We start from the raw sequence: 14,312 nt of genomic DNA, 5'->3' as shown, positions 1-14,312 counted from the left end.
TATTAATTTGAAGCAAAGCTATAATTCAAATTAGAAGAAATTTTGAGTTTTCAGAAAACTATAGAAAAAGTATGCAGATTATTTTGAAAGGTATAAGTAACATTCCACTGATTGAGTTCTGCAATGGTTTTAATAATGGCTAAACCTAAGCCATTGCCTTGAGAAGATGGATTTGCTTTTGAAAAACGAGTAAATAATTTGTCATTATTCAAAGGTTCAGGAATGCCAGCATTAGCAAAAACTAAAGTATGATTACTGAGCGAAATGTGAATATTACCTTTATTGACGTTGTGACGAATAGCATTTAAGAACAAATTACTCACTAAAATTTCTGTAAGGACAAGATTCGCCTTTACCATTACAGTATCATCAATCTCTAGTGTGATTTTAATATTTTTGGCAATAGCTTGTTCCGTAAAGAAATCTAAAGGTTTTTTAATCAATTCTGCCAAATTAAAATGAATAGTTTCATTGTATTGAGGAGTATTGATTTTGGAAAGTAACAAAAGATTTTTGTTCAAACGATTTAACTTAGAAACGGTATCGTTCATCGAACTCAGTATCACAAATTGTTTCTGAGTAACATCCGAAAGTTGTAAAAGCGTATCAATTTTACCTTGAAAAACTGCCAAAGGCGTTTGTAGTTCATGCGCAGCATTTTCTATAAATTCCTTTTGTGATTGATAAGATTGAATGTTTGCCGTGATGAGTTTCTTTAGGCTTTTATTCAATTGTTCAAATTCTTTGATATTAGATTGTTGAAAAGTAGGAGCATCATGTTTTTCAATATTGAATTGCTCTATTTTTTGTAAAGTATCATAAAAGCTTTTCCACAAATACTTAGAAGTGAATTTGGCAAACAATAAAATAACCGCCAGCAAAACGAATAAAATACCTAAATAAAAACGCCCAAGCGTAGCGATTAGATCTTCTGACTCAACCAAATTAAGTTGAATCATTAGTACAGCCGCTTGATTTTGAATCTTAATTTTAGTGTATAAAATTCGATATGGTTCCCATTCCGAAACTAAAGCGTCATAGTTTTTTTGCTCAATAATATGATTGAAATCTTTGCTCGCAACAGTATCAGGCAAGATTTTAATATCTCTATTAAAACGATTCCATTGTTGAATATCCTCAATCTTGAGGCTTGGTAAATTGTAGGCAATAAATTCATCTTTTCTTTGGAAAATCGCTTCGTCAACATCTTCTTTATAAAGATTATCCATTGCCCAATAAACAAAAGGGTAGCTCGACAACAGAATAATTGTTGTGAAAATGCTATAAAAAAGTAAGGTTTTATGGAGTAATCCTTTCATGCTTCCCATTTATATCCTAAGCCATAAACAGATTTTATATAATCCTGACAGCCAGCTTCGTTTAATTTCTTCTTCAAATTTTTAATATGAGCATACACAAAATTGTGGTTGTCGAGCATATCTGCCATGTCGCCAGAAAGATGTTCAGCTAAAGCACTTTTAGAAAGTACCTTTTTATGATTACCAATTAAATAAAGTAATAAATCAATTTCTTTTTTGGTGAAATCAATCTTTATATCATTGACGGATACTGTTTTAGCAAAAAAATCAATTTCAATTTCGTTGAATTTAATGAGGTTATTGCCATTAAAGTTTTTTCGCCTTACCAAAGAATGTATCCTTACCAGCAATTCAGATAAATGAAAAGGTTTGGTCAGAAAATCATCTGCGCCTAAATTAAAACCTTCTAAACGAGTATCTAAAGATTCGATGGCAGAAATGATAATGATACCATCAGATTTATTTAATCTTTTCAATGTTTTCAAAACTTCAAAACCATTGCCATCGGGCAACATTAAATCTAACAGAATACAGTCATATTCATAACTAGCGATTTTCTCTAAAGCATCTTGAACTTTGTGCGTTACTTCACAGATAATATCGTTCGATTTAAGATAGCTTTTAATGCTGTTAGAAATCTCTTTTTCGTCTTCAATAAGTAATATTTTCATGAGGTAAAGGTCATGTTTAATTTTGAAGAAATGTTGAATTTTATCGTTTCTGTTTTTTACTTGTTAAATATGTTCGAATAGGAAGTATTATTCATTTCATAGATAAAGAAATGGAGAATGTTCATCCCATTTTCTGCTGTATTCAGCACATTTGTCATTTTGTCGCCAATCACTAACTTAATATTGGACATGATTTTAACAAACCTCAATCATGTCATGAAACAGAAACTAATCCTTACTGGCATCTTTTATTTCTTTATTATCTATTCAACATTTTCACAATTTCATGTAAATCCTTGTGTTACAAAGGGATTCTTGATGGATTCGACTGTTGGTAAACCTTTAGCTTTTGTAAGATTTAGTCTCAGAAACTTACAACACAATACACTTGGTTTGCAAGCAATAAATACTGACGAAAGTTTTTCAATGAATAACCTGTACGAAGGTAATGATTCTCTCAGTTTGGTTTGTGGGGCTTATATTTCTAAAAGTATCAATATCAGTCCTAAAAACAAGAACCAAGCTGACTTAGATATTCTACTACTCATTCCAGAGGCTTGTGAATTAAGAGAAGTTATTATCAAGACTAGTAAAACAATTGATAAAGAAGAAGTAAAAGGTATTGCAAAGAAAGTACTAAGGAGCAAATTTCTTCCCAATGTTCAAAAAACAGAAGTAAGCTTCAAGCCTTCAATAAAGTTCGCAGTCGATGATGTTGGTGGTACGATTAGTATTATTTACAAAAAAGCTAAATATACTTGGTGTTATTATTTGGAATGGAGATAGTACTTGGAGTAAATGCTTTTTTTGAAGAACAATTGCTTTTAATCTCGGTTTGGGTTTAGAGTATTTACAACGAAATTCGTCACTCAGTTTTATTGTTTATCATCAAGCATTAGCCTATTAAATCTATGTTTTGGTAGCTTTTTTGTTCTATCTTTGCGGTTCTTATCAAAATCTATTCATTTAGAGGCTGATATTTTATCTTTTTGAAATTCTTTTTACTGCGGAATACGATGAAAAAACAGACTAAAGCCATCAGAATACAAGCAGAACGTTCTCAAAATCGTGAGCATTCTGTTCCATTATATCTTACTTCAAGTTTTACTTTTGAAGATGCAGAACAAGGGCGTGCCATTTTCGCTGATGAAATGGAAGGGAATATTTATTCTCGCTACATGAATCCAAACGTGGATGAATTTGTAGATAAAATGTGTATGCTTGAAAACACAGAAGCTGGTATCGCCTTTGCTACAGGTATGGCTGCCAACTTTGCAGCGATGGCAGCATTGTTAAAATCGGGTGATCATGTTGTTGCTTCAAAGGCGCTTTTTGGTTCTTGTATCCAAATTTTAAGTAAAATTCTTCCTAAATGGGGCATTAGCACCACTTTTGTGGATGGTCATGATCTTGCAGCTTGGGAAGCGGCCATTCAAGAAAATACTAAATTTTTATTCTGCGAAAGTCCTTCAAATCCAGGACTAGATTTAATTGACCTTGAAGCGATTTGTCAGTTAAAAGCAAAACATAATTTGATTTTAGCGGTTGATAACTGTTTTGCAACACCAATTATCCAAACACCAGCCGATTGGGGTGCAGATTTAGTAATTCATTCAGCTACAAAATATATCGACGGACAAGGAAGAGTATTAGGTGGAGTAGTTTGTGGTAGAGAGGAATTGGTGAAAGAAATTCGCTTCTTTTCACGCCATACAGGTCCATCAATGTCTCCATTCAATGCTTGGGTTTTATCAAAAAGTTTAGAGACAATCCATTTACGCATGGAAAAACACTCTGAAAATGCCTTGAAATTAGCGCATGCTTTAGAGAATAATTCAGCATTAAATTTTGTAAAATATCCGTTTTTAGCTTCACATCCACAATTTGAACTAGCTAAAAAGCAAATGAAAATGGGTGGTGCAATTCTTACTTTTGATGTAAAAGGAGGTTTTGAAATGGTAAACGAGATGTCGAAACACATTACAATTGCTTCGATTTCTCCAAATTTAGGTGATACTAGAACAATTATTACGCATCCAGCTTCAACAACGCACTCAAAATTAACAGCAGAGCAAAGAGCAGAAGTTGGTATTACAGATGGTTTAGTAAGAGTAGCCGTTGGTTTAGAAGCTGTAGAAGACTTGATTGAAGACTTCGAACAAGCTTTAGAAAAAGCAACAATTGCCCTTGCTACTTTGGTAGGATAATTATCAATTGATTTGAAGATTTGAAAATGGACAGGATGCTGATATTTCCAAATCTTCAAATTTTCAAATTCACCCAAGAATATTCAAAAATGTTTATAGCCTTACTGATTTGTTTGGGTTTAGTATTGACCAATGTTGTAGTTGGTGTATATGCAGAACGGAAAGTATCAGCTTTCATGCAAGACCGTTTGGGTCCGATGGAAGTTGGGAAATATGGTTTGCTACAAGTTCTTGCCGATTTAATAAAATTACTTCAAAAAGAAGACATTGTGCCAGCTTTGGCTAACAAGCGTCTTTTCCTGATTGCCCCTTGTATTATTTTCGTAGCCATTTTTGCAGGATTCGCCGTATTGCCTTTAGGACCAAGCGAATATCTTCAAGGTTCACAAGCTGAAGTTGGTTTGTTTTACTTATTGGCTGTGATTTCGATAGATATTATTGGTATTTTAATGGCTGGTTGGGCTTCCAACAATAAGTATTCATTGTTTGGTGCGATGCGTTCTGTGGCACAAATTGTTTCTTATGAAGTACCTTTGGGCTTGACAGTAATTTGCGTAGCGATGATTTCTCAAAGTCTTAACCTGCAAGAAATCAGTTTGCAACAAGGAATTTATACTGAAGAAACCAATTACTTGTTTGGCTTAAAATTTTTAGACATTGATGTTTCTAAAGTAGGAGGGTTCTTAACTTGGAATATTGTTCGAGTTCCCTTTTTCTTTCCAATTTATATTATCTTCTTTATTGCTACTTTGGCTGAATGTAACAGAGCTCCTTTCGATTTACCCGAAGCGGAATCTGAATTAGTGGGAGGTTTCCACACAGAATATTCTGGTATGCGTTGGGCTTTAGTCTTTTTGTCGGAGTATGGTATGATGCTTTTGGTAAGTATTTTAGGTGCAATTCTTTTCTTAGGAAGTTGGAACACGCCTTTCCCAAATATTGGTTTTCTGAAATTAGCCGATTGGACTTCTGGCGAACCCAATACTTGGTCGGGTGCGATTTGGGGATTTTTCTGGTTAATTGCAAAATCGTATGCAGGAGTATTCGTACAAATGTGGATTCGTTGGACTTTCCCTCGTTTACGTGTTGACCAATTGATGTATCTTACTTGGAAAGTACTTACACCATTTGCTATTCTTGGTATTTTCCTTTCAGCTATTTGGCGATTATTAATGTAGATTTTGAGGAGATTTGAGGACTAAAAGAGGCAAGGCAAAAGATTTTTGTGCTTAACTTTTTATAAAGAAAAAATTAAACTCATAACTCAATGCTAATAGCTCATTGCTAAAACAAATCTTTAGGATTTGAGAAACAAGACGCAAGACAAAAGATTATTTTGAAATTATTTTTATAAAGAAAAACATTAGGCTCAAAGCTCACGACTCATTGCTAAAAAATGTCTTCACTCATCGTTATTCTTGGTCCAACTGCAAGTGGAAAAACACATTTAGCAGTACAATTGGCTCATCAGATTGATGGAGAAATCATCAGTGCCGATTCCAGACAAGTATATCGTGGAATGGATATTGGTACAGGTAAAGATTTGGATGAATATACCATTGATGGCAAGAAAATTCCTTATCATTTAATCGACATCATCGACGCTGGCGAAAGCTATCACATCTATCAATTTCAACAAGATTTTCAGAAAGCCTACACTGATATTATTCAAAGAGGCAAAAAAGCAATACTTTGCGGAGGTTCAGGCATGTATTTAGATGCTGTTTTGAAAGGTTATGAATTTACTTCAATTCCGATAGATTTGAAGTTGAGAGAGCAATTACTTGAAAAATCTACCGAAGAATTATTGAGAATTTTTGAAGAAAACCAGAGTGTTTATTCAGAAAAATCTGATACTTCAACCAAGAAAAGATTAATCAGAGCCATTGAAATAAATCTTTTTTTGAAGAACAATCCTGCATTTAAAATTACACCACAAGCAATTCCCAAAGCTACAATTTTTGGTTTAAACCCAACAACAGAACTTCGCAGAGAAAAAATTACAAAACGATTAATCTATCGTTTAGAAAATGGAATGATAGAAGAAGTACAAACACTTTTATCGAAGGGTATTCCTGCTGAAAAACTTATTTTTTATGGACTAGAGTATAAGTTTATTACGCAATATTTAAAGGAAGAAATTTCTTACGAAATAATGGTTGAGAAGCTGAATATAGCCATTCATCAATTCGCAAAAAGGCAGATGACTTACTTTAGGAAAATGGAAAATGATGGGCTGAAAATCAATTGGTTAGATTCAAATTTACCGTTTAATAAATTAATGGATACAATTTCTGCGGAAATTGTTGAAAATCAATAGCTTTCAATTATTTTCGGGTGTTAATCTAAATCTAATAAGTACGTTTTAACGTATGTATTTTCAGAAATAAACCTTTATTAACCTTAAAAATCTACAATTATGGCGCTAGCAATTGTATCCATCATGTTATTAGGTATGGGAGTGTACCTATCTTTCAAAGTAAGTAATCATAGAGATGATAAATTTCCAATGAAACCTTAATCATCTGTTTCCAGTACTTCCAAAATATTCATTAATTCATCGAAATCGCCAAAACCCGGTCTGATTTCATCATTTCCTTTTAGGGCAAATCCTTTTAATTGGGTTTGTTCTAAAAGGTCATTTACATTTGATTCTTTCGCTCCAAAACCTAACAAGATTGGATATTGAAACGACCAAGCATCTACTTGACTTAAAGTTGCTTCATCAATTACGCCAAATTCGTCAGAATTTTCCAATAAAAAGTACTCAACCATTCCTTTCGTAGTTTGAAACAAAGCAGGAAGATTTGCCGTCGCAAAATCTACTTTTAGAATAATTGGCAAACCAATTCTTTGAATTTCAGCCAAATTCTCCCAAGCACTTACTTGTAAATAGTCCGGTTGGTAGTTTTCAGTTAATTCAATAATTTTTGATATATCTGTTGAATCTGTTTCTCCAACCACTTGCACGCCAGCCAACCAGCCACGCATTTCTTTGAATTTTTCAAAGTCAAGTTCATCCATCGAAAAACCTAACAAATCAACTCCCATTCCAGCGCAATAACGTGCGTCAGAAAGGTTATTTAACATTGATACTTTTACAGTTGTTTTAAGCATAATTTTATAGCTGTCAGCTCTGAGCCATCAGCCTTGAGCTTTTGTTTGATAAATTGTAATAGCTAAAAATAGATTTTGCTATTCGATTTTAGGAAGTACAAAATGAGTAATTCTATAATTGATTAAATGACATATTAGAAAAACTAATCACTAATTGCCAATCACCAATAACTTGATGCAAAACTACCAAGCTTTCTATCCAGAACCAAAAAATCAGAAATGATGTTGAATATTATTGTAAATTTGTAACATTATTCGGTTAATGGTTATCAGTTAACGGGTACACAGATAACAGTTACACAGGTAACGAATAACATTTTTTAATATTTTTAAACGTCAGGCCTTGAACCTGAGCAGTGCAATGAGCAAACACGGAAGAATTTTAGTCGCCATGAGTGGCGGTATCGACAGTTCGGTAGCAGCAGTAATGCTACACGAAGAAGGTTATGAAGTCGTTGGAATGACGATGAAAACTTGGGATTATGCCTCTTCGGGCGGAACAAAAAAAGAAACAGGTTGCTGTTCTTTAGACTCCATCAACGATGCCCGAAACGTTGCCGTTTCTTTGGGCTTTCCACATTATATTTTAGATATTAGGAATGAATTCGGTGATGCCGTAATTGATTACTTTACGGGCGAATACATCGAAGGGCGCACGCCAAACCCTTGTGTAATGTGCAATACGCACATCAAATGGGATGCACTTTTGCGTAGAGCGGATAAATTAGATTGCGAATTTATTGCCACTGGACATTATGCCAATATCCGTGAAGAAAACGGCAGACATATTATTTCAAAAGGTGCAGATACTTGGAAAGACCAAAGCTATGTACTTTGGGGCGTTTCGCAAGAAAGTTTGGCTCGTACAAAATTACCTTTAGGACATTTGACAAAAGCCAAAATCAGAGAAATGGCTACAGAAAGAGGTTTTATGGACTTGGTGAATAAATCTGAAAGCTACGAAATCTGTTTTGTGCCTGACAACGATTACCGTGGTTTTATCAAACGAAGAGTAGAAGGCTTGGAAGAAAGAGTAAAAGGCGGAAACTTTTTGGACACGGACGGAAAAATTCTTGGAAAACACGAAGGTTATCCATTTTATACTATCGGACAAAGAAAAGGCTTAGGCATCGCTTTGGGCTATCCAGCTTTTGTGACTGAAATCAGAAAAGAAACTAACGAAGTAGTGTTGGGGCGTGATAAAGATTTAGAAAGAGACGGCATGGTGGTTGGTCAATTGAATCTATCAAAATACGCTTCTATTGATAATCCGATTGAAACCATTACAAAAGTACGTTACAAAGATGCTGGAACACCCGCTACAATTTGGCAAGAAGGCAATAAAATAAAAGCTCATTTCCACGAAGCAGTTTCAGGTATTGCACCGGGACAAGCGGCTGTTTTCTACGAAGGTGACGACGTAGTTGGCGGAGGTTGGATTATGAAATCGTTCAAACAAGATGCTACTTCTGGTATTTTCATGGCAGAAGTAAATTAATAGTGATGAATTATGAGTTATGAATTTTGAATTTAAAATACAGAGCTTTAAATTTTTCTAAGAACATCGTTTTTATTTTACATAGGCTACTCAAATAAAAAATATGCAAGAAGAGATTACTCATTTTGTTGAAAAAACCACGAATGCGATAGCTGATAGTTATCGTCTGAAAATTCTATTGACATTATCTCAAAAAGGAGAAATGTATTGTGGAGAAGTTCAACAATTGATAGGTCTTTCGCAATCTACTTGTTCACATCATGTTTCAATATTGATTGAAAGCGAATTAGTAGCATCTAAAAAAGAAGGGAAGTTTCATAAGATTTCTTTGAACAGAGATAATTTTAAAAAACTTTCAGCTTTCTTTCAGGAACTTTCTTAAACGTTTTTAGATTGTTAACGTATCGAAAAGTTTCGATGTGTTAACAATCTAAAAATATCATTATGAGTTCTAAATTATTCTCTTCTGCCAAACTTGGCAACATTGAATTAGCCAATCATATTGTTGTAGCTCCAATGACACGCTCAAGAGCTATCGGAAACATCCCAACTCCATCAATTGCTACTTATTATGCACAACGTGCCTCAGCTGGCTTAATCATTACAGAAGGTACTTCACCTTCGCCAAATGGTTTAGGTTATGCTCGTATTCCGGGTATTTTTTCTCCAGAACAAATTGCAGGTTGGAAAAACGTAACGGAAGCAGTTCATGCAAAAGGTGGAAAAATATTTATTCAATTGATGCACTGTGGTCGTGTAGCTCACCCAGCAAATATGCCAGCAGGTGCTTCTATCGTAGCACCTTCGGCAATAGCTGCCGCAGGACAAATGTGGACTGATACTGAAGGAATGCAAGCACAACCAACACCTTTAGCTTTAACTATTGAAGGAATCAAATTAACGATTGCGGAATATGTACAAGCTGCAAAAAATGCTATTGAAGCAGGTTTTGATGGTGTAGAAATCCACGGAGCAAATGGTTATTTGATTGATCAATTTATCAATACAAAATCAAATATTCGTACAGATGAGTATGGTGGTGATATTACTGGTCGTGCTAAGTTTTTATTAGAAATTGCTTCGCAAACAGTTGAAGCGATTGGAAAAGACAAAGTTGGTGTGCGTCTTTCTCCTTATGGAGTATTTAATGATGTAGGGTTTTTTGATACAATTGATACTGACTATCAATACATTGCTGAAAAATTAAATGAAATTGGCGTTGTTTATACTCATTTGGTAAACCATGAGTCAATGGGTGCGCCAGCAGTTCCTCAGACGGTAATTGATAATGTTCGTAAAGCTTTTAAAGGAACATTAATACTTTCTGGTGGATACGATGTAGCTCGTGCCGAGGCAGATTTAGCTTCTGGAGCAGCAGATTTAATTGCATTTGGTCGTTCATTTATTTCAAATCCAGATTTAGTAGAACGTTTGAAACAAGGAGCTGAACTAGCCGTTCCAAATGGAGATACTTTCTATACTCCTGGAGACGAAGGGTTTATTGATTATACAACACTTTAGGAATTGAGAGTTTTGAGTGCGGAGTGCTGAATGTTTTACACTCCTCGCTCCGCATTCAAAACTCCTCACTTCACAGCTACATCCTATACTTAAAAGCCTTATCATCAACCGCTCGCATGGTGCAAAGTACTCCATTTAGATGGTCGTATTCGTGTTGCAGAAGTTCAGCAAGGTCATCTTCCATTTGCCAAGATTGTTCTAGCCAATGTTCGTTTAAATAATGTATCGTTAGCGATTTATGGCGTTTTACTTTTACCAAAAGGTTCGGAAAACTCATACAATCGTCCCACATTTCAAACATTTCTTCACTAATATTATCGAAAACAGGATTGATAAAAACCACAGGTTTATCAATATTCATGTAAATTACTCTTTTCATAATGCCCAATTGCGGGGCAGCGATGGCTCTGCCAAAATTGTACTTGGCTCTGATTTCTTCCATCACATTGTGCAAATCTGCTACCCATTCTTTTACCAAAGGCAATTCTTCTTTGCTAACAGGTTCACAAACTTCATACAAACGTGGGTCGCCGAGTAACAATAAATCATTCAGATGTTTCATATCTTTGGGTTTGATTGACGAACAGATGTTTACAAGCTATGCAATTATTAGAAACCATACAAATCAAAGACGGAAAATTTCAGCATATCGAATACCACAACCAGCGATTTAATGCTTCCAGAAAAGCTTTATTTCAAATAGAAAGTTATGTGAATTTGGAAGAAATCATCCAAATTCCTGCGGATTTTTGTGAAGGAATTGTGCGTTGTAGAGTACTTTACGAAAGCGAAATCCAAGAAGTTACTTTTGCTCCTTATACTTTTAAAAATATTACTAAGCTAAAAGTAGTAGCTGTTCCAAGCATTGACTACTCGTACAAATATGCTGACAGACAAGTGTTTGGCAATTTACTTCAACAAAACCCCGAAGCCGATGAAGTAATTATTCTACAAAATGGTTTGATAACAGATTGCACCATTGCTTGTTTGGCTTTTTATGATGGAAGCCAATGGTTTGTCCCATCAACACCACTGCTGAAAGGCACTCGCCGACAACAATTATTAGACAAAGGATTAGTAAAAGAAAGAATCATCCAAGCAAGCGACCTTGCTACTTTTCAGAAGGTATGTTTAATCAATACTTTTAGAGATTTGGATATTGCTGTGGCGGTGGATTGTGTGGGGATTTTGTTTGGATGATATAAATGAAAACCTTACTACAAGTTAATAATTTAACCATTTCAAAATGAGAAGAGTAAATATCATTGCAGGTATCATCATTTTTATTTTTCCACTCTTTTTTATAAAATCAGTATTTAGACAAATAGAAGTTTATGAAAAAGGTAAAATAGTTAAAATGAAAATTGTTGAAAAACCAGCCTCATGTTTGGGAACCAAAGTTAAATGGTTTATGAAAGTTGAGGACAAGGGTAATATTTATTCAACACAAATTTGGGGAATTATTGTGAAAATCACAGTATAGGCGATATTGTTGACATTAGATACCTAGAAGGTGCAGCTATTATACTTTTACCTGAAGAAAATAGTTACACACAATTAATATCAATAATTCTAATAAGTTTAGTGGGATTATCTGGTATCATATACTACTCATTTTTAAAGAAAATACCTAAAGGCCTGACTTAAAAAGATAATATAAAATTAACTCAGGCTGGTCGTAGCGGATGAAATGACCAGTAATGGACTTACTTGTTTGGTGGTTTCAATTCATCTAAATTCAACAAAATATTCAAATTAATTATTATGATAGAAGCACAGAAGAAATTCGAGTTGTATTTAACAATACTCAGGTTTTTGGCATTTAAAATAACAAATAATCTCAAGAGAATATATATGGACATTGACCTCGAAGCAAACAAAATATTACTGACTGCATACTATTCAAATGAACCTTCAGAGCTTGAATTGGAATTGTTAGATGATATTATCACAAATAGTAATGCACATATTCCAAATTTATTTATTAATAGTCAAGTAAAATTAACAAAAGAACACATTAACAATGAACAACATGATTTTATAATATTTGCTGTTAATGATAAAATATAACAGTTGGATATATTATTTCCCAAATTGGTCGTAGCTACTCTGTAGTTGAGTTACTACACAACATTAATGAGTACCTAAACTGGAAGTAATTTTTCCTCCCAAAATTCTTTTATCAATCTCATTTTGACCTATATTTTATATGAAAAAAAACTGGTTACTTCTGTCAATAATTCTCTTATTCACAATAAGTTGTTCAACAGGTATCTCACAAGATAAAATGGAATCAAGTTGGGAAATTAGTCCAGAAATTGGAGTTATCACTTCTTACTATGGAAAAACAAATAGATTGTTTACAAATCAAACATTGATAAGACCAATTTTTGGACTTGGAGTCGTAAAAAATATTAATTCAAACTACAAGTTTAAACTACAGACCGATTTTGTAACTATTGGTCGTACGAGTAAATATTACAATCCATTTGGCGGTAATCCACAGCTATATCAAGATGATTTTATTCTTCCATTTATTCAGACGGATTTAACCATCAATTCAAAACTCAAATTCATAAATTTGAAATTTGGAAGTCTGTCTCTTGGAGCAGGCGTATTTTTAGGAAAGATACTTACACCCTATATAACAACGAAAAGTTTAGGGAATGATTCTTGTAAATGTGAAAATGGGACTATCGTAAATTATAGTTCTTTTAATTGGGGATTTCTGGCTGCTGCTGACTTGAATTTGCAGTCATATTTAAAATTGCCAATTTCGGTGAATGTAAAATACAACTTAGGTATCTCTGATATAAGGGATAAGAACACTTCACCTATTACAGGTTTAACATATCCAACCAAAGTAACTTCAAATACATTATCTATCCAATTAAATTATTGGTTTAGACTAAACAAAAAGAAATACGGGAACAAGGAGTCTTTTATCCGTCTGGGAGATTAAGCAACTCCGCTCGGTGTAGTGTTTCACTACGTCGTTGTATTCTGCAATGTTACATTGCAAAACTTTATTAAAGAGAATCTATTTCAAATAGGAGTAAAATAATAAGAAGACAAAATCAATAACCCTAAGTACAGGTTTATGAATATAAGGAAAGCCACAACCAATGAAGAAATGCTTTTAGCGTACTTGATTGCAAATGCTCCTGTGACAATTTCTGACGACTGGAAACCCAATTTGTTAGTTTCTTCAATGGATGATGGAAAAATGGGAAGTCTTAGCTTATATCCTGAAGGTATTGTATCAGAAAACGGTCAGTTTGGTGGACAAATTAGTGAATACGTATTCTTAGATGAAGATGGTGTAACGGTAATAGCTTCTTTGTATGTTGATGAAAAAGGAAGGTTATTTGAACTTGATATGTGGAAAACAGACTATTCACCATTGATTAGGCTTCCTCACTTGGCGTAATGAAACAAATGTCAAATTGAATCCTCACTCCAAATAAATATAATAGCTAGTACTTCGTCCGCTGCCTGTTTGAATCAAGATGTTTTTTGTACTAATCTCTGGTTACGATTATTCAAATTGAGTCCAGTTAGCAAATTGCCAATTATACATGATGAGCCGATTAAAATATGTATTCGGCTCAAATATAGTAAAAATATGAGCCGAATAATGAGATTAATCGGCTCACGGACAAAATAAACTATCTCTAAGGCGGGACAACCTATCAAAAAGATGGAAGAAACTATCTCCAAGATAGGACGACCTATTAAAATGACGGAAGAAGCTATCTCTAAGATAGGACAACTTATCAAAAAGATTGAAGAAGCTATCTCTGAGATAGGATAGCTTATCAAAAGATGGAAAATCCTATCTTCGAGATAGGATTCGTTTGGTTTTTTGCTGAAATAGGAGTGTCAAACAGAATAAAATTCTGAATTGAGTTGTTTGTGAGAAAGAATGGATAGAAAGAAATTGGAAAGTGTTTTTGTGAAGCTTTTCTTCACTTGATTT

The 14,312-nt window shown here is 34.0% G+C and carries 17 protein-coding genes; 12 read left to right on the top strand and 5 right to left on the bottom strand.

Going from position 1 to position 14,312, the window contains the following annotated elements; translation table 11 throughout:
* Nucleotides 1-50 precede the first annotated feature (50 nt).
* Genes ABID42_RS10125 through ABID42_RS10115 form a run of 3 tightly spaced genes read right to left on the bottom strand, consistent with a single transcriptional unit; the run spans nt 51 to nt 2,181 of the window.
* Complete coding sequence (locus ABID42_RS10125; RefSeq protein ID WP_367283564.1) at nt 51-1,319, bottom strand: sensor histidine kinase; 1,269 nt, start codon at nt 1,317-1,319, stop codon at nt 51-53.
* Entirely contained in the window at nt 1,316-1,990 is a 675-nt protein-coding gene (locus ABID42_RS10120) for a response regulator transcription factor (protein WP_367283563.1), read from the bottom strand. The genes ABID42_RS10125 and ABID42_RS10120 overlap by 4 nt, the downstream gene beginning before the upstream one ends.
* Before the next feature lie 56 nt (nt 1,991-2,046).
* Nucleotides 2,047-2,181 carry a hypothetical protein gene (locus ABID42_RS10115; protein WP_367283562.1) on the bottom strand — a complete coding sequence of 45 codons (135 nt, stop codon included), beginning with the start codon at nt 2,179-2,181 and terminating at the stop codon, nt 2,047-2,049.
* 25 nt (nt 2,182-2,206) lie between these two features.
* Here ABID42_RS10115 and ABID42_RS10110 point away from each other — a divergent pair, with 25 nt between their 5' ends.
* The 4 genes from ABID42_RS10110 (at nt 2,207) to miaA (ending at nt 6,517) form a co-directional block, all read left to right on the top strand.
* On the top strand, nt 2,207-2,776 hold the full coding sequence (locus ABID42_RS10110) for a hypothetical protein (RefSeq protein ID WP_367283561.1): 570 nt from the start codon (nt 2,207-2,209) through the stop codon (nt 2,774-2,776).
* 230 nt (nt 2,777-3,006) lie between these two features.
* Nucleotides 3,007-4,197, top strand: a complete 1,191-nt coding sequence (locus ABID42_RS10105; protein WP_367283560.1) for a trans-sulfuration enzyme family protein — start codon at nt 3,007-3,009, stop codon at nt 4,195-4,197.
* An 89-nt stretch (nt 4,198-4,286) separates the two neighbouring features.
* Nucleotides 4,287-5,375, top strand: a complete 1,089-nt coding sequence (locus ABID42_RS10100; RefSeq protein WP_367283559.1) for a complex I subunit 1/NuoH family protein — start codon at nt 4,287-4,289, stop codon at nt 5,373-5,375.
* A gap of 218 nt (nt 5,376-5,593) precedes the next feature.
* Nucleotides 5,594-6,517, top strand: a complete 924-nt coding sequence (miaA, locus tag ABID42_RS10095; RefSeq protein WP_367283558.1) for a tRNA (adenosine(37)-N6)-dimethylallyltransferase MiaA — start codon at nt 5,594-5,596, stop codon at nt 6,515-6,517.
* A gap of 197 nt (nt 6,518-6,714) precedes the next feature.
* On the opposite strand, the gene ABID42_RS10090 is transcribed toward miaA, so the two are convergent.
* Nucleotides 6,715-7,314: a beta/alpha barrel domain-containing protein gene (locus ABID42_RS10090; RefSeq protein ID WP_323255357.1), complete on the bottom strand. Its 600-nt coding sequence runs from the start codon at nt 7,312-7,314 to the stop codon at nt 6,715-6,717.
* Nucleotides 7,315-7,675: 361 nt separating this feature from the next.
* Between ABID42_RS10090 and mnmA the strand changes: the two genes are divergently transcribed.
* The 3 genes from mnmA (at nt 7,676) to ABID42_RS10075 (ending at nt 10,333) form a co-directional block, all read left to right on the top strand.
* A complete protein-coding gene (gene mnmA, locus ABID42_RS10085) occupies nt 7,676-8,812 on the top strand; it encodes a tRNA 2-thiouridine(34) synthase MnmA (RefSeq protein WP_184137272.1) in 1,137 nt (378 codons plus the stop codon).
* Between the two features lie 103 nt (nt 8,813-8,915).
* Nucleotides 8,916-9,194, top strand: coding sequence for an ArsR/SmtB family transcription factor (locus ABID42_RS10080; RefSeq protein ID WP_367283557.1), 279 nt, complete (start codon nt 8,916-8,918; stop codon nt 9,192-9,194).
* A gap of 62 nt (nt 9,195-9,256) precedes the next feature.
* On the top strand, nt 9,257-10,333 hold the full coding sequence (locus ABID42_RS10075) for an alkene reductase (protein ID WP_367283556.1): 1,077 nt from the start codon (nt 9,257-9,259) through the stop codon (nt 10,331-10,333).
* Between the two features lie 76 nt (nt 10,334-10,409).
* Here the strand turns inward: ABID42_RS10075 and ABID42_RS10070 are convergent, their stop codons facing one another.
* Entirely contained in the window at nt 10,410-10,895 is a 486-nt protein-coding gene (locus ABID42_RS10070; RefSeq protein WP_367283555.1) for a peptide deformylase, read from the bottom strand.
* Nucleotides 10,896-10,933: 38 nt separating this feature from the next.
* On the opposite strand from ABID42_RS10070, the gene ABID42_RS10065 reads away from it, so the two are divergent.
* From ABID42_RS10065 to ABID42_RS10045, 5 genes are all read left to right on the top strand, one after another.
* Entirely contained in the window at nt 10,934-11,533 is a 600-nt protein-coding gene (locus ABID42_RS10065; RefSeq protein WP_367283554.1) for an aminotransferase class IV, read from the top strand.
* Nucleotides 11,534-11,579: 46 nt separating this feature from the next.
* Nucleotides 11,580-11,816, top strand: coding sequence for a hypothetical protein (locus tag ABID42_RS10060; RefSeq protein WP_367283553.1), 237 nt, complete (start codon nt 11,580-11,582; stop codon nt 11,814-11,816).
* Nucleotides 11,817-12,097: 281 nt separating this feature from the next.
* Nucleotides 12,098-12,403 (top strand): MafI2 family immunity protein, encoded by a 306-nt coding sequence (locus ABID42_RS10055; protein ID WP_367283552.1) that lies wholly within the window; start codon nt 12,098-12,100, stop codon nt 12,401-12,403.
* A gap of 139 nt (nt 12,404-12,542) precedes the next feature.
* Nucleotides 12,543-13,295 (top strand): hypothetical protein, encoded by a 753-nt coding sequence (locus tag ABID42_RS10050; RefSeq protein WP_367283551.1) that lies wholly within the window; start codon nt 12,543-12,545, stop codon nt 13,293-13,295.
* A gap of 138 nt (nt 13,296-13,433) precedes the next feature.
* Nucleotides 13,434-13,763, top strand: coding sequence for a DUF6984 family protein (locus ABID42_RS10045; protein ID WP_367283550.1), 330 nt, complete (start codon nt 13,434-13,436; stop codon nt 13,761-13,763).
* Nucleotides 13,764-14,312 lie beyond the last annotated feature (549 nt).

The sequence above is a fragment of the Arcicella rosea genome (assembly GCF_040543805.1).
Lineage (GTDB): Bacteria > Bacteroidota > Bacteroidia > Cytophagales > Spirosomataceae > Arcicella > Arcicella rosea.
The sequence above is the reverse complement of the archived record's forward strand: the minus strand, read 5'-3'. Positions and strand labels throughout refer to the sequence as shown.